The 21172-nt window shown below is 44.7% G+C and carries 21 protein-coding genes; all 21 read right to left on the bottom strand.

Annotated features, from left to right (window positions below; translation table 11 throughout):
* Positions 1–418: 418 nt before the first annotated feature.
* On the bottom strand, positions 419–1330 hold the full coding sequence (locus EWH91_RS12390) for a LysR family transcriptional regulator (protein WP_129930344.1): 912 nt from the start codon (positions 1328–1330) through the stop codon (positions 419–421).
* Positions 1331–1725: 395 nt separating this feature from the next.
* On the bottom strand, positions 1726–1995 hold the full coding sequence (locus EWH91_RS12385) for a phosphocarrier protein HPr (protein WP_129930343.1): 270 nt from the start codon (positions 1993–1995) through the stop codon (positions 1726–1728).
* Between the two features lie 181 nt (positions 1996–2176).
* Positions 2177–3040 (bottom strand): GRP family sugar transporter, encoded by an 864-nt coding sequence (locus EWH91_RS12380; RefSeq protein WP_129930342.1) that lies wholly within the window; start codon positions 3038–3040, stop codon positions 2177–2179.
* Positions 3041–3256: 216 nt separating this feature from the next.
* Entirely contained in the window at positions 3257–4066 is an 810-nt protein-coding gene (gene spo0A / locus EWH91_RS12375) for a sporulation transcription factor Spo0A (RefSeq protein WP_129930341.1), read from the bottom strand.
* Between the two features lie 184 nt (positions 4067–4250).
* Positions 4251–5495, bottom strand: a complete 1245-nt coding sequence (gene spoIVB / locus EWH91_RS12370) for a SpoIVB peptidase (RefSeq protein ID WP_129930340.1) — start codon at positions 5493–5495, stop codon at positions 4251–4253.
* A gap of 131 nt (positions 5496–5626) precedes the next feature.
* The gene (gene recN, locus EWH91_RS12365; RefSeq protein WP_129930339.1) at positions 5627–7327 is read right to left on the bottom strand and encodes a DNA repair protein RecN; all 1701 of its coding nucleotides are present in this window, start codon (positions 7325–7327) and stop codon (positions 5627–5629) included.
* Positions 7328–7500: 173 nt separating this feature from the next.
* Positions 7501–8319: a TlyA family RNA methyltransferase gene (locus EWH91_RS12360; RefSeq protein WP_129930338.1), complete on the bottom strand. Its 819-nt coding sequence runs from the start codon at positions 8317–8319 to the stop codon at positions 7501–7503.
* Positions 8316–10238, bottom strand: coding sequence for a 1-deoxy-D-xylulose-5-phosphate synthase (gene dxs / locus EWH91_RS12355; RefSeq protein WP_129930337.1), 1923 nt, complete (start codon positions 10236–10238; stop codon positions 8316–8318). The genes EWH91_RS12360 and dxs overlap by 4 nt, the downstream gene beginning before the upstream one ends.
* 4 nt (positions 10239–10242) lie before the next feature.
* Positions 10243–10869 (bottom strand): hypothetical protein, encoded by a 627-nt coding sequence (locus tag EWH91_RS12350; protein ID WP_129930336.1) that lies wholly within the window; start codon positions 10867–10869, stop codon positions 10243–10245.
* Between the two features lie 805 nt (positions 10870–11674).
* Positions 11675–12559, bottom strand: a complete 885-nt coding sequence (locus tag EWH91_RS12345) for a polyprenyl synthetase family protein (RefSeq protein ID WP_129930335.1) — start codon at positions 12557–12559, stop codon at positions 11675–11677.
* The gene (gene xseB / locus EWH91_RS12340) at positions 12556–12807 is read right to left on the bottom strand and encodes an exodeoxyribonuclease VII small subunit (protein ID WP_129930334.1); all 252 of its coding nucleotides are present in this window, start codon (positions 12805–12807) and stop codon (positions 12556–12558) included. Before xseB ends, EWH91_RS12345 begins: the two co-directional genes overlap by 4 nt.
* Entirely contained in the window at positions 12800–14158 is a 1359-nt protein-coding gene (gene xseA, locus EWH91_RS12335; RefSeq protein ID WP_129930333.1) for an exodeoxyribonuclease VII large subunit, read from the bottom strand. Before xseA ends, xseB begins: the two co-directional genes overlap by 8 nt.
* Entirely contained in the window at positions 14155–15012 is an 858-nt protein-coding gene (locus EWH91_RS12330; protein ID WP_129930332.1) for a bifunctional 5,10-methylenetetrahydrofolate dehydrogenase/5,10-methenyltetrahydrofolate cyclohydrolase, read from the bottom strand. Before EWH91_RS12330 ends, xseA begins: the two co-directional genes overlap by 4 nt.
* Positions 15013–15065: 53 nt before the next feature.
* Entirely contained in the window at positions 15066–15452 is a 387-nt protein-coding gene (gene nusB / locus EWH91_RS12325) for a transcription antitermination factor NusB (protein WP_129930331.1), read from the bottom strand.
* Positions 15453–15636: 184 nt separating this feature from the next.
* Complete coding sequence (locus tag EWH91_RS12320) at positions 15637–16032, bottom strand: Asp23/Gls24 family envelope stress response protein (protein ID WP_129930330.1); 396 nt, start codon at positions 16030–16032, stop codon at positions 15637–15639.
* A gap of 18 nt (positions 16033–16050) precedes the next feature.
* A complete protein-coding gene (accC, locus tag EWH91_RS12315) occupies positions 16051–17403 on the bottom strand; it encodes an acetyl-CoA carboxylase biotin carboxylase subunit (protein ID WP_129930329.1) in 1353 nt (450 codons plus the stop codon).
* Positions 17404–17417: 14 nt separating this feature from the next.
* On the bottom strand, positions 17418–17894 hold the full coding sequence (gene accB / locus EWH91_RS12310; RefSeq protein ID WP_129930328.1) for an acetyl-CoA carboxylase biotin carboxyl carrier protein: 477 nt from the start codon (positions 17892–17894) through the stop codon (positions 17418–17420).
* 230 nt (positions 17895–18124) lie between these two features.
* Positions 18125–18655: a SpoIIIAH-like family protein gene (locus tag EWH91_RS12305; RefSeq protein WP_129930327.1), complete on the bottom strand. Its 531-nt coding sequence runs from the start codon at positions 18653–18655 to the stop codon at positions 18125–18127.
* 15 nt (positions 18656–18670) lie between these two features.
* Complete coding sequence (gene spoIIIAG, locus EWH91_RS12300) at positions 18671–19327, bottom strand: stage III sporulation protein AG (RefSeq protein ID WP_240697360.1); 657 nt, start codon at positions 19325–19327, stop codon at positions 18671–18673.
* Positions 19328–19972, bottom strand: coding sequence for a stage III sporulation protein AF (gene spoIIIAF, locus EWH91_RS12295; RefSeq protein ID WP_129930326.1), 645 nt, complete (start codon positions 19970–19972; stop codon positions 19328–19330).
* Positions 19973–19983: 11 nt separating this feature from the next.
* Positions 19984–21171, bottom strand: a complete 1188-nt coding sequence (gene spoIIIAE, locus EWH91_RS12290) for a stage III sporulation protein AE (RefSeq protein WP_129930325.1) — start codon at positions 21169–21171, stop codon at positions 19984–19986.
* Between the last annotated feature and the right edge of the window lies 1 nt (position 21172).

Raw genomic sequence — 21172 nt, 5'->3', positions numbered from 1 at the left:
CTTCCGGATCCCTTTCGGCATCCGGGTCAGACTTTTTTCGTTCATAAGATCCATAGCAAATTGAATTGATCAGGGGATAAACCCCTTAAATCACGCTTGGCTTTTGTTCAGTTTTCAAGGAACATTCGAAATCTTCTGGCTTAATTATCAGTCGGCTGATATAAAGACCAGTCAGCAACGTAAACCAGAGATCACTAATAATATATTGTAATTATAACTGATTCACTTGTCTCTGTCAATGATGAACAAGACATCAAATTCAGCGACTAGAATAATATATCAGAGAGCAGTATCTTTGTCAATAAAAAATCAAAAATGTATTTTATTGGAGAACTTGATTAACTGATTTGATTAGGATAAATCAGGAAACAAACAGAAAGTGAACGGAGCAGAATTCTTACCCGGCACCATGATTAAATCATTTGTCAATAACTTTCTGCAATTTCAGCGCTTTTGCGGACTCCTCTATCCACGCCCTGGCTGCAAACGAAAGATAATGATTTCTTCTCCAAATCATTGATAAATGCCAGGTCAGGTCTTTCTCATTAAGAGGAACAGAAATGACTGACTGATCTTTCGCTTTTTTTACGATACTCAATGGAAGAAGTGCAATGCCGAAACCTTCTGAGACTAATTTAATCATAAAATCCCATTGAGAACTTTCAAATACAATTTTTGGCTGATAACCTGCGTGTTCACAAGCTTTAGTAATCATAGTTCTAAGAGCAAAATCTTCAGGGAAAAGTATAAACGATTCACTTTTTAATTCATTAAGTGTAACATTGCTTTTTTTTGACAGCCAATGTGACTGATTAACTACGACACAGATCGGATCATCATAGAAAGCGAAAGAATCCAGGTGTCGATGATCGAAAGGACCTACAGTGACACCCACTTCCAGAATTCCTTCAGAAACACAATCAGCGATTTTTTTTGCACCATATTCAACAATATGTAAATCCACTCCGGGATATTTATTTCTAAATTTTCCTAATATCGCAGGGAAAAAATAAACACCAATCATCGGTGGTAACCCAATGGTCAGTTTTCCGACCCTTGCATGAGTCAGGTCTCCCAGCTCATCTGACAAATGATCAAAGGATTTGACGATCTTCCGAGATTGCTCGAACACGATTTTTCCGGCATCAGTTAATTCAATTTCTTTACCAGAACGGTCCAGAAGCTGCATGCCTAATTCATCCTCAATATCCTTAATCATCTTACTAATTGTAGGCTGTGTGACAAAAAGATGATGCGCAGCTTTTGTAAAACTTTTCCTTTTTGCGACCTCCAGAAAATAATGTAAGTGTTTAATGTCCGTCTTTATCATGCCTCCTCTATAACATAATGGCATATACTTTATGCTTAAACTCTATTGTACCTGTATCTTTTACTTTTGTCTTTGCCCCTGTCCTTACTCCTCTTATTCTTCTGTAAAATGCCATTTTAACGCAACACGAAATAAACCAGGCCAGTGGCAAAATGCAGGCATTGCCATTGGCCTGGTTTATTTCATTTAAAGGATGATAAAGAAGCAGATCCCGGATCGCTCCCTGACTATGATAAAATTAAATGTTATCCCGCATGAACGGGCGGGTCCATCTCAGAGTCATGATGGTAAAGAAAATGCCCAGGTGGGAGGATAACTGCCCGAAAAATCCGGTGAGTTGTTCAACTGACAATCTGTGGGAGATGAAGAACCCTCACACAGATTGAAGTTTCACTTTATTTTTCTTTGCCGATCCCCTGAGACGCGATGACATTGCTGATTGCCTTTGCTGCATCATCTGCATCGGCACCGTCTGTAGTTACTTTAAATTCAGCACCCTGCATAATACCAAGGGCCATAACACCCATGATGCTCTTCAGATTGGCCTTTTTCCCGTTGTATTCAATATTAATATTTGATTCGAATTTGCTCGCCTCGCTGACAAGAACAGTAGCAGGACGTGCATGAATACCGGTTTCATCAGTGACAACATATGTTTTCTCCATTGTGTTTACTCTCTCCATTCCTTTATCAAAAATTAACAGCTTCAGGAAACATACGGCAAATCATTTTCTAACGGAATCGACCTAAACACCGTTTACATTTGAAATACCGACAGAATCCTGCAAAAACCATAGATCTATTTTAACATTACTGAGTGCTCCTGTCATGAAAAAAATACATCTCTCACTGTTTTGTCATACCAAGGAGAACACCGCCGGTAACTATAAGGAAACAGCCCGCCATGACAAATATCATTTGCGTTTTTGATTTTTTCTCACCCAGTAAGAAAATGCCCCCGAGTGTTGAAAGAACGGTACCGACCTGAGACAGAGAGAAACTGGTTGCTACTCCTTCCAGTTTCGTTGCCATAAGTAAGGCAATGTTCCCGCCTCCCCACATCAGACCGGATATCATATTCCCGGCTGTTTCCCTTGTTATGAGATGGCTGGCCTGCCGTCCGGACAATAATAAAGCACCTGTGATCATTCCGGCCGACTGAGGAAGAATAGCCGACCATCCGTTGATGTCAAACAAACGAAGTATGACAATATACGATACATACCCGGAAGTGGACAGAAGCAATAAAAGGATACCCTTTATCATGCTTATGGATTCAGTATGTCCATTTTTTCCAGGTTCATGTGATGTACAGAGAACGCCGGCTACGATAAGAACCAGAGCTGTCAGACCAACTGACAGTCTGAACGCCGTATTCCATTCACCAAAAATCAATACACCGCACAATGCAGCTCCGGCAAGCTGCATACCCGTTGATACAGGCATGGTTTTTGAAATACCGATTGTTTTCATTGCAGCAAACTGATAAAGCTGGCCGACTGCCCAGAACAGCCCCGAAATAAAGCTAATCATGACTACCGTCCAATTAAATATCGGTGGAACAATAAAGGATACGACTATTGAAAAAAAAATAGCACCAATTGTCATACCGAAGGCCTGCTGATTTGGCGTTCCTCCCATTTTTGTGCTGACGAGAGGAAGCGTACCCCACAGCAAGGCCGGAATCAGGGCGATCATTAAACCGGTCAACGTGTCTGCACCTTCCCATGCCAAAAAAATCAATTTGGAAATTCATGTTAATTTCTTCTTTTTTCGACTGATACTGTCTAATATACCATATTATCCTGTTTTTCCAAATCCTTTTTGGAAAAAGCAGTGTACACGCAACTGCATTCATTTTCAAAAAAAAGCATGCATCCTTTTTCAGGATCGCACGCTTATTTTCAGTATTTGGATGGTTGCCGGTCAATGAACCTCCATTGAATCCCCTGCTCTGTTTTCAATCCGAAGTTTGTCAGCGACCATGGCAATGAATTCTGAATTCGTGGGTTTAGCTTTGGACATGGATACTGTATAACCGAACAGTGAAACAATGGAATCGACATTACCACGACTCCATGCGACTTCGATGGCATGACGGATCGCCCGTTCTACACGGCTGGGCGTTGTTTTGTACTTTTTTGCAATATCAGGGTAAAGCACCTTGGTAATCGATCCGAGAAGTTCAATATTGTGATAAACCATTGAAATGGCTTCTCTTAAATACATATACCCTTTAATATGAGCCGGAACACCAATTTCATGAATAATATGAGTAATGCTGGCATTTAAATCGTGACTGCGGACGATGGACACAGATGAATTCGCCGTGCGATTTGAAAACATGGAGTCCATCTCCTTTTTTCCGGCGATCTGTCGAATCTGATTAGCAAGATTAGGCATGTCAAACGGTTTCAAAATAAAATAAGATGCACCCAGTTCAACTGCCTTTTTCGTAACGTCTTCCTGACCGAATGCGGTAAGCATAATAATTTTTGGCCTGGGCAGTGTACTGTTCTGATGCAGCTGTTCGAGAACACCAATTCCGTCCAGATGCGGCATAATAATATCAAGCAGAAGGACATCGGGAGATATCGTTTTCAGCATTTCAAGGCACTCCTGACCATTTCTGGCGGTTCCTGTAACCTCAATGTCATCCTGAGTTTTCAGGTATTCAGAAATCAGCATAATCAGTTCCTGGTTGTCATCGGTAAGACCCACTTTAATTTTTTGCAACAAAAAAAGCCCCCTTCCAAAAAGTTTTACACTTTAACTTTTCGACAGGGGAGAAAGTAATCCTTTATTCTCGGTTTTGATTTCTTCAATATTTTTCCCTCATCATTGCCCTTTTATCGGATAAACTGATTTATTATGACACCATCTGACATTTCTCGACATGATGATGTCGTATTATATTCATTTAACTTGCAGATTCCTCGGTTATTCTGGATTGTTGAATGCCAGCTTCGTGAAGCATCCATTTAATATGAACCCCATAGCCACAGGTTGGATCATTGACAAAAACATGGGTGACTGCACCGACGAGTCTGCCGTCCTGAATAATGGGACTTCCACTCATTCCCTGAATGATTCCGCCCGTTACCTGAAGTAACCTGGGGTCAGTTATCTTAATCACAATTCCCTTTGTTTCTGGATTTTTCTGAGATACCGCGTTTAAGATGCGAACATCGAATGCTTCGACACGACTTCCGTTCAATACCGTCAGAATCTGAGCTGCACCTTCGTGAACCTGATCCGGTTTTGCTACGGGAAGAGCCTGCATACGTCGGTTCTGATACATCAAATCATTGTTCTGCAGATATCCGTAAATGCCGAAAGCTGTATTTCTATTTATCGTTCCAATCTGCTGTGCATGATCGGGGAAAAAGGCAATCTTCTCTCCCGGGTTACCCTCTGCCCCTCTTTGAATAGCCTGCACCATAGAACGAACAATCTGACCGTTTTTCACAGGAACCGGTTGCCCGGTGTCACGATCGGAAATAGTGTGTCCGAGAGCTCCATATGCATTTGATTTCGGGTCATAAAAAGTCATGGTACCGATCCCGGAGGCAGAGTCTCTGATATACAGGCCAATCTGAAATCTTCCCTCATCTTTACCTTTTACCGGCATCAGTTGCTTTTTTAATATCGTATGTCTGCGAATAAGATCCACTTGCATCTTTTTTTGAGCAGATGCCCGATCAATGATCTGGCGTACATCCGTTATGGAACTCATCTGACGACCGTTGATTTTCGTTATGATATCCCCAATCTGAATACCTGCCGACTCTCCGGGTGAAGCCTGACCGCGATTACTGTTGATAAGATGGTACCCAACCACCAGTACGCCACGTGTTTTGATTTTAACACCTATTGACTGACCGCCCGGGACCAGTCGAAGTTCGTCGCCGGTCTTCTGTTTTGAAAAGTTATGGGCTGCCACGGCATGACCATTCTGTTCCCGAAGTGTATTCAGTTTTACCTTTCGCATTTCTGCAGCAAGTGGTGAGCCGCCGGAAAGATAAGGATGAAACAGATGCTCCATACTCACTGATCGGTGATTTAATCGTTGATTTTTTTCAAAACCAGACCCGAAAACAAATGCTGTAGTGACCAAAATTGACAGGCAGACGAACACCCCAAACCATTTATTTATATTTCTCATCACTCACTCTCCTCGCTCCGTACACGCACCAGCCTGTTGCCGTGCATTAATTAAAATTGCCTGAGCAGGAGATAATTATGAGTGAACAGACAGATGGATTATTGCCAATAAAGGATAGCTGTTCCAGCCTTTTATTTTTTCACTTTTCCAGCCATTTCGAGCATTTCACGGGCATGTTTTTTTGTCAGATCAGTGATTTCAGTGCCAGATATCATTCGGCCGATCTCCCGTATTTTATCGGCGTCATTGAGTTTCTTTACTGATGTTTTTGTGCGATGTTCAGCAGTGACCCGCTTTGAAATATATAAATGATGGTCTGCCATCGAAGCGACCTGAGGAAGATGCGTGATACAAAATACCTGCGACGCTTTAGACAGGCTGAAAATCTTCTCAGCCATTGCCTGAGCCACACGGCCGCTCACGCCTGTATCAACCTCATCAAAGATAACAGTAGAAACGTTCATAATTTGTTTAAAATTAACCTTTAAAGCCAACATAATTCGGGACAGTTCTCCGCCTGAAGCTGTCTTTGCAAGAGGTTTCATCGGTTCTCCCGGGTTTGTTGAAATGAGAAATTCCGCATCATCTATGCCTGTCTGCCTGTAACTTTCAAAATGGTCGAGACGATCCTGTCTCCGAATGATCGATTTAAAAACAGCGTGCGGCATGCAGAGATCTTTAAGCTGACTGTTTACAGCCTGATTCAGTCCGGATGTCGTTTTTTGTCTCATTGTGGACAAAGAAAGGGCGCGTTCTCTTAAGGTGTCCATCTGAGCACGTAATGCATGTTGCAGTTCTTCACAGTTCTCATCCCGATGAGTGAGTGCATCATACTCCTCTTTAATGTTTTTATAATAGTTCAGAATTTCTTCAAGGGTTGAGCCGTATTTTCTTTTTAAAAGATCCAGCTCACTCAACCTCTGTTCTATCTCGTCAAGTCGCCCTGGCTGGTATTCCATCTGTTCCAGATAATCACGGACAGCTGTGGCGCGTTCTTCCAGCATATAAAGACTGTTTGTCACATCTTCTGAAATGGAACCGATATCCTTGTCCAGATCCTGAACGGATTCAAGTTCAGAAGCTGCTCTTCGAATCCAGTCCAGTCCCCTGTTCTCACCATCAAGCGACTCATAGACGGATTTGAGCGTCTGAAAAACCTTCTCAAAATTGGCCAGCTTTCTTTTCTCTTCAAGCAGAGATTCGTCTTCACCGGGGGTGATTGACGCTTTCTCTATTTCCTGGATCTGATATTTCAGCAGATCCATGCGTTGCGCGATCATTTTTTCGTCTTTGTTGAATTTTGTCAGACGCCTCGCGATATCTGCTGCCTGATTATAGGCTGCCTCATATTCCTTCTTCAGATGAGCCAGTTTATCACCTCCGAACCGGTCAATCAGTGGAAGATGATAAGTCGGATCCATCAAAAGCTGATGCTCATGCTGTCCGTGAATATCAACAAGCCTGCTGCCTACCTTCTGCATAATGTTCAGGGTAACCAGTTTTCCGTTGATCCTGCAGATACTCTTTCCTTTAGCATATATCTCACGTCTGAGAATAATCATGTGATCAGAACAGTCAATACCCATACCTTTTAGTTCCTGAAGCGCTTCATTTTTGGGATCCACCTCAAACAGCGCTTCAAGTTCCGCTTTTGTTGCTCCCTGCCGGACAAAGTCCGATGAAGCACGGGCGCCGGACAGCAGTCCAATTGCATCAATAATAATTGACTTACCGGCACCTGTTTCACCAGTGATCACGGTCATTCCTTCGTCAAAGTTAATCCTCAGTTTATCAATAATGGCAAAGTTCTCTACCTGAAGTTCCAACAGCATCCTGTATGCCCACCTCCTGACGAACACAGGTTCTGTTACTATTTTCTCCTGTTTTTGATCTTTCGTCAATATAAAGAAAAGCTGGCCGACTGGCAAGTCGCCTGAGTCTTAGTTTTTCTGAACCTTTTTTCCATATATGAAAAGAGAGCGTCCACTGACGCTCTCTTCGGTATTTATTTTCTGTCCAGTCGGCAGTGGGCCCGTGAAACAACGTCATTCACTAATAAAGAAGGGTCTTTAATACTTCTTTTAGCAGACGATTTGAGCCACGTGAGAAATTCAATATTTCCGTCTCCTCCGGTAATGGGGGAATAATCCAGTCCTTTCAGAATAAATCCCGCTTCTTCAGCAAAAAGGATAATTTTCTTAAGAACCGATTGGTGTATCTGTGGATCACGGACGATCCCTTTCTTTCCAACCTCATCCCTGCCCGCCTCAAATTGCGGTTTGATTAACGCAATCACATCTCCTCCAGGGAGGAGGATGGTTTTAAGCGGAGGTAAGATTTTTTTCAGTGAAATAAAAGAGACATCAATGGTCGCAAACTCCGGAACACCTTCCTGAAAATCGGCCGGTGTACAATATCTGAAATTTGTCTTTTCCATGACAATCACCCGGCGGTCATTTCGCAATTTCCATGCAAGCTGATTATAGCCGACATCAAGGGCATAAACCCTTTCAGCACCATTTTGCAGGGCACAGTCTGTAAAGCCGCCGGTCGAAGCACCAATATCAATCATCAGTTTACCTGAGACGTGAACCGGAAACACGCGGAGTGCCTTTTCCAGTTTCAGCCCGCCGCGTCCGACATAGGGGATCGGGTTCCCCTTGACAAGAAACTGAGTATGACTGTCGATTTTACTACCGGGTTTATCAACACGCTGTTCCCCAATATAAACCATTCCGGCCATGACAGCCCTCTGCGCTCTTTCACGTGATTCAAAAAAACCGTCCCGTACCAGTAAGACGTCTACCCTTTCTTTATCTTTCATGACGAGGAGACCCTCTGTCGTTTCGCTGCTTCCTGATTTTCCTGCCCTGCGATCATACTGCTGATCCTTGCGCAGACATGCTCACTCGTCAGGCCCAGTCCCTTCAGAAGTTCTCTGACACTGCCGTGTTCAATAAAGGTATCCGGAATGCCCATCCGGTCAATCATCAGGCCGTATTCTTTCTGATCAGCATAAAATTCAAGAATGCTTGAACCAAAGCCACCTGCAAGAACTCCTTCTTCCAGCGTCAGTACAGGCTTTTTTTCTTTGGCGAGCCTGATAAGCATGTCTTTATCAAGTGGCTTGATAAAGCGTGCATTAATGACACCAATCTGAAGCCCTTTCGACTGCAACTGATGAGCGGCTTCAATCGCAACCTGTAACATGGGGCCAAATGAAAGAATGTAGGCGTCCGATCCCTCTCTTAGAACTTCCCACTTGCCTATCGGAATTTCAGAGGGATGTTGATCAAAAGCAACCCCGAGCCCGTTTCCTCTCGGGAAACGAACGGCAATCGGTCCATCATTATACTTTATCGCTGTATAAACCATATTCCTTAATTCATTCTCATCCTTACCCATCATGATTTTAAGATTCGGAAGAGAGCGGAGAAATGCAATATCAAAGACGCCCTGATGGGTTTCCCCATCTGCTCCGACAAGCCCTGCACGATCTACAGCGATCATGACATTGAGATTCTGCCGGCAAATATCGTGAAGAACCTGATCATAGGCCCGCTGCAGAAAAGTTGAGTAAATAAACAGAACCGGCTTCATTTTCTGAGTAGCCAGACCAGCAGCAAATGTCGCGGCATGCTGTTCGGCTATTCCTACATCAAACAGCCGGTCGGGGAATTCTTTGGCGAACCCCTCAAGCTTTGATCCAACAACCATAGCCGGTGTAATCACTGTGATTCTTTTATCCTTGCGTGCCAGCTCCTGAAGGGTCCCGCTGACTACTTTACTATAGGAAGGGGCCGAAGTAACCGGTTTTATAAAGGCGCCGGACTCGATTTTATAAGGACCCGTGCCATGCCAGGTACCGACTGAATCCATCTCGGCAGGTTTGTAGCCCTTACCCTTCTGCGTCAGAACATGGATGAGGACCGGTCCTCTGCGCTTCCGGGCAAGTTTCAGATTATCAATCAGCGCACTGATATTGTGCCCGTCAACAGGTCCAAGATATGAAATACCAAGTTCCTCGAAAAAAACGCCGGACATCAGAAGATACTTCAGGCGGTCTTTTACCCGCTCTGCGACGGAAGCAATTTTCCCGCCAAAGGCAGGTATTTTCTTCATAAGAAATTCAATGTCTTCTTTAGCACGATTGTATTTCTCAGCCGATCGAATTCTGTCGAGCATATTATGAAGGGCTCCGACATTTGGAGCAATCGACATTTCATTATCATTAAGCACAATGATCATATCTTTTTTCATTTGTCCGATATTATTTAAAGCTTCAAGAGCCATACCGCCGGTAAGCGCTCCATCCCCGATAATCGCCACGACTTCATAGTCTTCTTTTTTCAGATCTCTCGCCACAGCCATGCCGAGTGCTGCAGACAGAGACGTGGAACTATGTCCTGTCTCCCAGACATCATGTTCACTCTCACTTCGTTTTGGAAAACCGCAAAGTCCTTTATATTGACGTAACGTATCAAAGCGTCCTCCACGGCCAGTCAGGATCTTATGAACATAGGTCTGATGCCCGACATCCCAGATCAGCTTATCTGTCGGGCTGTTAAATTCTTTGTGAAGGGCCAGTGTCAGCTCGACGACACCCAGGTTGGGGGCGAGATGGCCACCCGTTTTTGACAGCTTTTCAATAAGAAAAGTACGGATATCCGCAGCAAGATGATTCATCTGTGAAGTCGACATGTTTTTCAGGAATTCGGGATTTTTAATTGAAGTGACATCCAATAGATCACACGTCCTTTTTCCTCTTTTTTATCCTTGATTTACTACTGTTTCTTTTATCAAGGAAACGAAGGAGCGGAATATGAAGATGGTGCTCGATGAAATAGATAAAAAATCCGGTATGGTAAATGATATTTGTAGCATTTTTTATAGCAAATGATTTGCCCAGCGCTTTGACAAACACTGTAAGCGCCGCCACCATACATGTTATCACAACGGAGAGAACATACTCAACGATACCGCTGTCGACTCTGGATAGCAGGACCAGAATCTGCACAACCACGACTGAAGCCGCCGTACCACTGATGATTGAGCTGATATCGCCTATGACATCCGTACAAAATGTATTGACACGATCTGCATTTTTTGTCAGCCATACTGCATACCTTGCCCCTTTCATACCGTTTGAAGCCATAGAATGAAAAGGCGCTTCATTTGAAGCGGTAGCTGCTACGCCGATGATATCGAAAAAAAGGGCGATAAAAATAATCACAAGTACAACAATAGTGCCGGTAATCACATTTGAATCATGCAGCACTGCTGTTGAAATGATAGAAAAAATAGCCGCCAGCACTATCGTGATAACGGCTAAAGGTATTGCCCATTTCAGTGATTTTCTGAAATCATTCTTCATACACATTCGATCCGGATTTATTACTTACTGATTGCCCGGACCAATCGTCACATCCCTGATATTTATGGTATTCATGTCTGGAAAGTTTATGTAACGTGGAGGTCACCAGTGAAGTAAATGCTGCGGCTTAGGTCCAGTAGGTTTTCCCGTCAGATTACCTGATGTTGCCATACAGGCAGTTTCCTTTTAAAAACTGACCGTTGCCGTTGCCGGTCATCGAACTGGAACGCCACTCAGACCGCACTATAATCCTTCACTGATGCTGCATAGCGCAGACAGTCTAGGAGATTTCCTCAGGCACTCTTAAACCTTATTCTAGCCTCTTTTGCAGAATTGATTTCAAGCAAGCACACGCCAGGGCTGCCGGCCAAGCTAACCCGGGTTACGTGCTTCTATCCCCTCTTTTCCACTCAAGGCAGGCTACGCTGTTCGCTTTTCTTGAAAAAAGTACTAACGAAACAGGTTTTCCACTTAGTCATTGCCTAAAAGCAAACAACGTACGTGTCTCCACGGACGCAGGGTCATCGCCCACATGCCGTTGCGGATCGCCCTACATCCTTTACTCCCAGAATCAACCCAAGGCTGGGCGCCTTAAGCTGAAACCAGGAACTTCATCGATGTGCCCTTTGGCGGATTTTTAGCCCCGCCTTCAAATAAAGTGGAGTGACTAGAATACTGCACCACCATTTAACTTACACGATTAATTATATCATGATTAAAACCATATTTCAATTGTCAAATTGTGAAAGCCATTCTGCCCTCTATAAAAAATGGCTTCAGCAATCACTGAATTGCGCCTGTACTTTCAACTCGTCCTGTGCAGCAGGTACTCAGCGATTTCCTTCAGGCGCCCGTCAGCCATACCCGCTTCATTAAGATATCCTTTTGCTTTTTCAATATGGGTGGATAGCTGCTTCCTTGCCCCGTCCAGAGACAGCAGACTGACATACGTGTTCTTATGTTTTGCGAGATCACCGCCCACCTTTTTACCAAGCATTTTCTCATTACCCGTGATGTCCAGCAGATCATCACCAATTTGAAAGGCAATGCCCAGGTGATCGGCGTACCCGATCAGTGCATGAGACTGATCCGGCGACACTCCCGAAATCACTGCTGCTGCTTCGACAGGAAATCTGATAAGCCGTCCTGTTTTTCTTCGATGAACAGACATCAGCTCATCAATGGAAAGTACATGGTCCTCAGCTTCAAGATCATCTTCCTGTCCGCCAACCATTCCTTCCGGACCGGCGGCACGGGCAAGAAGCCAGGTCATCCTGCTTTTCTCAGCATCTGACAGTTCCGGATCAGATGCAATGATCTGAAAGGCGAAGGTCAGAAGTCCGTCCCCGGCCAATATAGCTGTTGCTTCACCAAATCTCACATGATTGGTCGCAAACCCGCGCCTTAACTCATCATTGTCCATGGCAGGCAGATCATCATGGATCAATGAATAAGTATGTATCATTTCAAGGGCAATGGCAGGATACAGACCCGTTTCCTTTTTCTTTCCAAGAGATTCCAGTGTGGCAAAGAGCAGCATTGGCCGAAACCTCTTCCCTCCGGCCGTCAAAGAATAAATCATTGACTCTTTCAATCTCTCTGTAATTTGAGTCCGACTAAGTTCCCTGGTAAGAAAGGGATCAAACCATGATTTAATATCAGCCATATATTCCTTCAGAGTTCGACTCATTGCTGATCGTCCTCTCGTAACGTAAAGGGTTTCGACTCACCATCGCTGCTGATCATCTGATCCATTTTTTTGCTTACAGATTCAAGCTTGTCGTGGCATATCTTTGAGAGAGCCATTCCTTCCTGAAACAAATCAATGGCTTTTTCCAGTGGTACATCATTCTCTTCAAGCTTTGTCACAATTTGTTCAAGATGTTCCATGGCTTCTTCAAAGGTGGGTGCATGCTCCTTATGCTCTTCTTCACTCATTCTTCTCAGCCTCCTCTATGCCCCATATCTGACAATCAATATTTCCGTCACGTAGCCTGACAGATAACGGATCTCCAGGTGAAACATCCTTTACCGATCTCACCAGATGTTTATCCTGATCATACACGATACTATATCCCCGCGCCATCACTTTAAGCGGGCTCAGGGCATTTAACTGCAAAACCATGTGTTCATAAGCCGACTGCCTGGTCTTCCGGTAGTGATCTGCAGAACGAATGAGCTGAGCCGTACGATCAGACAGAATCTTATGTGCACGCGCAATCAGTTCGTTCGGACGATCTTTCTCGAGCAGACGATCCAGGACATTCAACCTGTCTCCATACTGACTGGTCAGCCTGCTTCCCGCCCTTTTCATCCTTTCAAACAGGCGGTCATGCTCCTGTGCCTTTTGTAATACCAGTTGTCCTGGATATCTGAACGCATAGGATTTATTTAACCTGCTGAGTCTCTCCTTCTCCCGGATTAATTTATTTTGCAGAGCTCTGTGAATTCTTGTAAACAATTGGTCTATCCGTCTTTCGAGTTCCCTGACGTCGGGAACTGCAAACTCACCGGCTGCTGTAGGAGTTGGCGCACGTTTATCTGCCACAAAGTCAGCAATTGTAAAATCTGTTTCGTGCCCTACAGCCGAAATAACAGGAAGTCTGGACTGGAATATCGCCCGTGCAACGATTTCTTCATTGAAAGCCCATAAATCTTCGATAGAACCGCCGCCGCGGCCGACTATCAAGAGATCAAGTGTCCTCATCTGATTTGCTCTGGTGATGGCTGAAGCAATCGAAGGAGCCGCATCAGCTCCCTGAACCAGGACCGGAAAAAGAGTGATGCGTGCGGCCGGGAATCTGCGTTTGATTGTTGTAAAGAGATCGCGTACGGCTGCTCCTGTTGGAGAAGTGATGATACCAATTTCGTAAGCGACAGGCGGAATAACCTTTTTATGAGCTTCCTCAAACAGGCCCTCAGTCTGCAATTTTCGTTTTAATGCTTCATATGCAAGAAACAGTCGGCCAAGCCCGTCCTGCTCCATCTGGCGAATATAAATCTGATATTCACCATAAGGTTCGTAAAGAGAAATTGAGCCGTGGACAAGCACTTTCATTCCGTCTTTCGGTTCAAAGTTGAGATGTCTTGCACTGCTGGCAAACATAACGGCTCTGATTCTGGCATTCTTATCCTTCAGAGTTAAATAGAGATGTCCCCTGGAGTGTCGCTTAAAATTAGAAATTTCACCTTTCAGCCACACTTCCTGAAGTGCTCTGTCTGACTCAAGCATCTGCCTGATATAACGCGTCAGTCTGGTTACGCTGATATATTTATCGTTTTCTATCATATCGGATCATTATCCTTGATTAATTTTTCAGCAGCTTTCAGTGTATTTGCGAGGAGCATCGCCCGGGTCACGGGACCGACTCCTCCCGGTACAGGGGTAATAAATCCTGCCTTCTTGCTTGCTTCTGAAAACGCGACGTCGCCGACCCATTTTCCATCCTTATTGCGGTTCATTCCAACGTCGATAACCACCGCCCCGGGTTTAATATCTTCTGCCCCTATCAGTCCCGCATGTCCTGTTGCGACGACGAGAATATCTCCCTGTTTTGTATAATCAGAGAGCGACGTCGTCTTTGAATGGCAAATTGTAACTGTCGCATCCAGATTCAGAAAAAGGAGGGAGGCGGGCTTTCCGACAATAAGGCTTCTTCCGACGATCACGACATGTTTACCGGCAACAGGTACATGAACTGCTTTTAACACCTCCATAATGGCAGCTGACGTACAAGGTGTAAAAGTCTCCTGTCCGGCAAAAAGCCGTCCCCTGTTGACCGGATGAGATCCGTCCACATCCTTGGACGGTCTGATCGCGCGAACGACCTTCTGTCCGGAAATATGATCCGGCAGAGGACGCTGTACAAGTATTCCATGAATATCATCACGTTCGTTCAGTTCATGGATTTTGTCAAGCACTTCCTGCTCCGAAACAGTGACCGGGAAGTGGATAAAATCTGAATGGAAGCCTGCCTGTCTGCAGTCTCTGCTTTTTCCTTTTATGTAGGATCTGGAAGCCGGATCATCACCGACAAGAATAACAGCCAGTCCAGGAACAATCCCCAACTTTCTAACGCTTTCCCTGATCGCACGTTTTTTCTCTGCCGCTATTTTCTTTCCGTCAATCCGTTTTGCAGTCATTTCGATCCCCTCCCTTCAGTCCTTCAAATCCAGACCTGTCTCCTTGTTTCTGATCATTCTTTGGAGATATGAGATAATATGCCGTTAACAAATCGTCTTGATTGTTCATCACTGTACGTCCGGCAAAGCTCTACAGCTTCGTTAATCGTAACGGTGTCTGGTATATCATCAAAATAACGAAGCTCACAGACAGCAAGGCGTAAAATGGTCCGATCCATATTTCCAAGCCGGTCGAATGACCAGTTGACAAGGTTTTTGGAAATAATCGAGTCAATATCATTCAAATGATTCAGCGTCTTGTCAAGCAATTGATTCACAAACGGATCCAGCGGAATATCATTCTCATTAACGGCCCTGACAGCGGTACTTCGCTCCGTACCGCTTACTTCCATCTGAAAGAGTACCTTCAATGCCGTTTCCCTGGCCTGTCTTCGATTCATCAAAATCCCTCTTTCACTGGCGTATCGACTTACTTTTAATGGCTATATCAGATTCAGAGATCTCTGCAAAAGTCTGTCTGGAATCTGTTTATTAAGATGACCTGATCCTCTTTCAGGCAGTACGCTTATCAGTTCACATAAATTCAAAAGCAAAGGGGGTTCATGTGATCTGCCCCTCTGCTTCTCAGTCTGTCCCGGAATTTTTTCCCGCCTTTGACTCAAAATGTACACCAACGACATGGATGTTAATTTCGTGAACATCCAGCGCTGTCATCCGTTTCAGAGCCCGGGCAATATTGTCCTGTACCTGCTCGGCAACTTTTGGGATCGAAACACCGAAATTAATCGTAAGCTGTACATCGATCACAATCCCGTCCTCAGTCAGATCCACTTTAACGCCCTTGCCATATTTTTTACCGCTTAGTTTCTCAACGACCCCGCCGTGTGTATCTCCGACACCGACAACTTCTATTGCAGCCAGACCGGCAATGATCTGAATCACTTCAGGAGAAATTTCAATCTTTCCAAGATCTCCCTGCAGCTTCTCTGCATCAATCAGCTGATTTTCTTTTTCCGGCATAGAATGACACCTCCATGATTATTCCTCATCAGTGAGCGGATAAGTTTTTAAAAATCTCGTGTTGAACTTTCCACTTACGAAAACAGGATGATTTAACAGACGCAGATGAAACGGAATGGTTGTATGAATACCTTCAATGACATATTCTCCAAGCGCACGCTTCATAATCGCGATGGCATCCTCTCTTGTTTTTCCATACGTCATCACTTTAGCCACCATCGAGTCATAATAAGGTGGGATGAAGTATCCCTGATACACTGCGGAATCAACGCGTACACCCGGACCACCCGGCGGCAGATAAGTCTCCACCCTTCCACAGGAGGGCATAAAGTTCTGGTCAGGATTTTCAGCGTTGATTCTGCACTCGATCGCGTGACCTGAAAGATGAACATCTTCCTGTTTTATCGTCAAAGGTTCTCCGGAGGCAATCCGGATCTGTTCCTTTATTAAATCTATGCCTGTCACATATTCCGTAACGCCATGTTCTACCTGAATCCGTGTGTTCATTTCCATGAAGTAAAAAGAACCGTCCGGCTCATAGATGAATTCGATGGTTCCGGCGCCACAGTAATGAACAGCTTTTGCCGCACGGACAGCCGCCCGTCCCATCTCCTGCCGTTTTGCTTCAGTAAGTGCCGGGGACGGTGATTCTTCCAGAAGTTTCTGCAGACGTCTTTGAATGGTACAATCGCGTTCACCCAGATGGATCACATGCCCGTACCCGTCAGCAAGAACCTGGATTTCAACGTGCCGGAAATTCTCAATATACTTTTCAATATATAGTCCCGGGTTACCGAAAGACGTATCCGCTTCCTGCCGGGTAACGGCAATACCATTCTTGAGTTCCTTCTCATTACGTGCAACCCGGATCCCTTTACCGCCACCACCTGCTGTGGCTTTAATCAGTACCGGATAACCAATATCTGAAGCAATTTTCACACCATCTTCCACGCTGTTAATGACTCCGTTTGATCCCGGAACAACGGGAACCCCCGCTTCTTTCATGGTTTGTTTTGCGACATCCTTTATCCCCATTTTGCTTATGGCTTCGGAAGAAGGTCCGATGAAAATCAGATTGCATTCCTCACACATTTCTGCAAAATCGGCATTTTCGGACAGGAACCCGTATCCGGGATGAACCGCATCACAACCCGTCAATGAAGCGATACTGATCAGGCTGGTGTAGTTCAGATAACTGTCCTTTGGCGCATTCGGCCCGATACAGTATGCCTCATCTGCCAGCTGAACATGAAGCGCATCCTTGTCCGCCTGTGAATAGACAGCAACGGTTTCAATATTCAATTCTTTACATGCACGGATAATTCTAACCGCAATTTCTCCTCTGTTTGCAACAAGTACTTTTTTTATCATAGATAACCGGCTCCTTAATCTTCTTTGACCAGGAACAGCGGCTGGCCATATTCAACGAGCTGACCGTCTTCAGCCAGAACATCGACGATGGTCCCCTTGCACTCGGCTTCTATTTCATTAAAGAGTTTCATCGCTTCAACGATACAGACCACTGTTTTTTTATCAACTTTTGATCCCTTTTTAACAAAAGGATCAGAGTCCGGTGAAGATGAGGTATAAAAAGTGCCGACCATGGGTGAAGTGATCTTGTGCAGACTTTCATCCTGATCAGCCTGATTATCTTTTGCAGGGGCACCGGCCGCAGGCTGAGAAATCTGTGCACCCGAAGATTGTGTGGTAACAGGCTGGACAGTCTGCAGAGCTGTCGTTTCCCGGCGGCTGCCCGGTTTACGCAGTACCAGTTTTCCCTTTTCAGACTCAATTTTAAGCTCGTTGATTGAAGATGAATCTATCTCCTTTATCAAGGCTTTAATATCATCGATACTAAACAAATCAAGCACTCCTTTTTCCCATCAGCATTTAGAATTTATTATACCATAACGCGATCGAAATCATTTCCGACAGCATCCGGCGGCCGGCTTGCTTTAGCAGGCTCTAAAAATAAATAGAATCAGAGACTGTCGCAATATCTGCGACAGTCTCTATTGTAACTGATTCCGTTCAAAAAATCTTCATAAATCCGGTGATCATCAGCGCGTTGCACAGCCCCCTCATCGGACGACTATTTTTTATTTAATGCATAACTGACACTGACCACTCTGCCTGTTCCTAAATATTCATTTGCCAGTCTGATCACCTCATTCGCCTGTTTTCCTGTCAGTTTATCAGCCATAACAAAAATCTGAACCTGACTTCCTTTCGTTGTCACAACAGCATCTTCAAAACCTTTCGACTGAATGACATCCTCAAGTACCCGCTCGTTATTTGCCAGAGTATTCAGTGCCTGCATGTCATCATAAGCTGCGCTGACTTCTTCAGCACTGCTTTTCTCAGAAGCGATGACGCTCTCATATTTTTCCTGTGCCCGGCTTCGTTCATCAGCCTTATCCAGCTGGAGCTGACCGAGTTTATCTTCGGTTACCCGCGCAGCAGACGCCCCTTTGTCTTGATTCGTTGACGCCTGTTCAGTGGATGCCGGATCTGAATCTGCCATTTTATCATCACTCTGTCCGGGAGCGGTTAATGCATAGACCGAAAGAACAACAATCAGGCTGAGCATCGTTAATAGCCAAACCGTCTGCTTTTTTAACATTTCTTACCTTCCTCCTTATTCACTCTTCTGTAACACTTTAACTTTATAGGTTGGAATGTCCAGTACCGTGGCGACGGCCTCCATGATTTCAGCTCGTACCGAGGGGCGGTCAGCGCCTCGGGCAACAACAATCACGCCGCGGACGGCAGGCTGCTCTTTCCCGATGACAACAGGTTCCTTACTGCCGTTATTGTCGATCATCACCACCTGGCTGTCCTCATTTTGCTCGTCAACGTGTCTTGTCCCGCCTTTTTGATCATTTTCAACGGTCTGGTTCTCCTGTGTCTTTATATTGTTTTGATAAATATTCTTTTCAGTGGAGGAAAAAGAGACCATCACAGAAACTTCGGAAACATCCTTTATTTGTTCCAGGATATTTTTCAGGTTCTGATTCATATAGGATTCATATTCAGCCATGGGAACTTCCTTTTTCCCGCCGGTCTTTATTTCCGACAGTTTTCCGGCATCCTGACTGCTGAAAACCTGACGGCTGTTATCCTGTCCGGTATCTTCAGGTGCGGACATCAGACGATTGCCAAGCAGCAGCGCGACCCCGACCATGGCAAGAAGCACGAACTTGACCAATAATGATTTCTGCTTCTTTTCCTTTTTTCCGCCGGTCTCCTTAAATGCTGTTAATTGTTTTTTCAATAAGTTGAGCAACCGCCGCACTTATGTCCCTCCTTCCATGCGGAGCGAAATGAATTTTTTATCCATCTCCCACCGCCCGGCAAGAAAAGAGAGGATTCTGCTGTTGTCTACAGATTCTTGTCCACTTCCGGAATCAGAGGTGTCCTTCGGCTCAACAGCTACTGTAACTTCTTCAATCGGTCTGACCGGCTGCTCATGCTCACCACCGGTAGCTGTGTGGTTCTTCTCCGGATCTGCCTGTTCAAGAAAAACCTCTGCACTGGAGATGGAAACCTCTCTGTTTTTCGATTGTTCGACCGATAGATTAATATGATGTATTTGTACGCCGTATGTCTCAATCAACTCCTCCTGTACCCGGCTTTTCAATTGAACGGCCACCTGTTCTTGAATATATGCAGCCTGTCCTTCTTCTATATCTTTTTTTTGCAGGGCTGTTTCATTTTTTATTTCCTTTCCTATCTCTGAGGAGCCTATATCACGTATCAGAGTCCCGGGATCGATCTGAAACAGCTTCATCACCGGATCAAGCAGGACAACGATCAGGACAAGTCCGACAACGAGTTTTACATATTTCTGAAATCCTCCGGAAGGAAGCAGAATTTCGAGAATAACAGCAAACAGAACGATCAGGACAAGCTGGGAGATCCAGCCGGAAAGATAACTCATGGCTTACCTCCTTAACGCACCATCAGTGACAGGTTGCCTGATGTGATAATAATCGTCAGTGCGAGAAAGAACATAAGTGAAACAACAGCCAGAGAGGCAAACAGATAAAACAGACATTTAGCCATAATATCCAGGCAATCGGTGACTGCTCCTTTCCCAAGCGGCTGTAATACTGCCGAAGCGACATTGTAAATAAAAGCCAGTGCCAGTACCTTGAGCAGAGGAAATGCAGTAATACATAACAGGATCAGCAGTCCGGCAATGCCAACCGTATTCTTCAAAAGGACTGATGCGCCAATAACCGTATCTGCAGCTTCGGTAAACATCCTGCCCACAATGGGAAGAAAGTTTGCTGTGAAAAACTTGGCAGATTTAACCAGTAATCCATCAGATATGGCTGCAGCAGCCCCCTGAACCGACATGACCCCAAGAAACACGGCAAAAAAAGAGGCAAGTGTGAACAAGGCGATGTTTTTAAGCAGGGCACTGAGTTTGGTCAGCTTGTACTGATCAGAAAGCGTACTGACAATTCCAAGAAGAGCAGACATAAAAAGCAGCGGGAGAATAATCATGGACACCAGCCAGCCGGATGCATTAACAAGAAAGAGGATTAAAGGATGGAAGAATGCGACTGAAGCAACACCTCCTGCCGCAGCTGTCATCCCGAATATCAACGGGATCAGGGCAACAAGAAAATGGCTCATCATGCGAACGGTGTCGCTGGTATAACTGATGGCCAGTCTGAAGCTGTTTAACAGCAGAACAAGAAGAACGAGCGTAATCACAATATAAGCCACTTTTGAAACGGTTTTATTTTCAAAGGCTGATTGAAGGGTATTCAGCAATGAGGCAAAAACAGATAATAAGATCAGAGTGCCGAGTAATTTACTGGTGACAATGACTTCATCCAGAAAAAAATTCAGAAGACCTTCGAACAGTTTATTCAGGAATCCCTTTTTGTCCGATTGAACAAATTGTTTAAAATCCGGGTTTGTCTCCGGCAGAAACCCATCGTAATCAGTGATGATCTGACTCCAGTATTTATCGATTTCTCCCGTATCTATGTTGTTTAATTGTTCATCTGACCATTGTTGTAAAGATGGGTCTTCTTTTGCCTCAGCAGGCGCAGGTTGCATGATGGTGATGGCTGCCGCAAACGCGATTAATAATCCCGGGAGCACGGAGCGACTGTATTTCATG

The sequence above is a fragment of the Sporolactobacillus sp. THM19-2 genome (genome assembly GCF_004153195.1).
Classification (GTDB): Bacteria; Bacillota; Bacilli; order Bacillales; family Sporolactobacillaceae; genus Sporolactobacillus.
Note: the sequence above shows the minus strand (reverse complement) of the source record. Positions and strands in the feature narration are given on the sequence as shown.

Bases quoted from the DNA above. Each gene is read 5' to 3' on its own strand.
- EWH91_RS12390 (WP_129930344.1), bottom strand. From the start codon at position 1,330: ATGATAAAGACGGACATTAAACACTTACATTATTTTCTGGAGGTCGCA.
- EWH91_RS12385 (WP_129930343.1), bottom strand. From the start codon at position 1,995: ATGGAGAAAACATATGTTGTCACTGATGAAACCGGTATTCATGCACGT.
- spoIVB (WP_129930340.1), bottom strand. From the start codon at position 5,495: ATGAGAAATATAAATAAATGGTTTGGGGTGTTCGTCTGCCTGTCAATT.
- recN (WP_129930339.1), bottom strand. From the start codon at position 7,327: ATGCTGTTGGAACTTCAGGTAGAGAACTTTGCCATTATTGATAAACTG.
- EWH91_RS12360 (WP_129930338.1), bottom strand. From the start codon at position 8,319: ATGAAAGATAAAGAAAGGGTAGACGTCTTACTGGTACGGGACGGTTTT.
- EWH91_RS12350 (WP_129930336.1), bottom strand. From the start codon at position 10,869: ATGAAGAATGATTTCAGAAAATCACTGAAATGGGCAATACCTTTAGCC.
- EWH91_RS12345 (WP_129930335.1), bottom strand. From the start codon at position 12,559: ATGAGTCGAACTCTGAAGGAATATATGGCTGATATTAAATCATGGTTT.
- xseB (WP_129930334.1), bottom strand. From the start codon at position 12,807: ATGAGTGAAGAAGAGCATAAGGAGCATGCACCCACCTTTGAAGAAGCC.
- xseA (WP_129930333.1), bottom strand. From the start codon at position 14,158: ATGATAGAAAACGATAAATATATCAGCGTAACCAGACTGACGCGTTAT.
- EWH91_RS12330 (WP_129930332.1), bottom strand. From the start codon at position 15,012: ATGACTGCAAAACGGATTGACGGAAAGAAAATAGCGGCAGAGAAAAAA.
- nusB (WP_129930331.1), bottom strand. From the start codon at position 15,452: ATGAATCGAAGACAGGCCAGGGAAACGGCATTGAAGGTACTCTTTCAG.
- EWH91_RS12320 (WP_129930330.1), bottom strand. From the start codon at position 16,032: ATGCCGGAAAAAGAAAATCAGCTGATTGATGCAGAGAAGCTGCAGGGA.
- accC (WP_129930329.1), bottom strand. From the start codon at position 17,403: ATGATAAAAAAAGTACTTGTTGCAAACAGAGGAGAAATTGCGGTTAGA.
- EWH91_RS12305 (WP_129930327.1), bottom strand. From the start codon at position 18,655: ATGTTAAAAAAGCAGACGGTTTGGCTATTAACGATGCTCAGCCTGATT.
- spoIIIAF (WP_129930326.1), bottom strand. From the start codon at position 19,972: ATGAGTTATCTTTCCGGCTGGATCTCCCAGCTTGTCCTGATCGTTCTG.
- spoIIIAE (WP_129930325.1), bottom strand. From the start codon at position 21,171: ATGAAATACAGTCGCTCCGTGCTCCCGGGATTATTAATCGCGTTTGCG.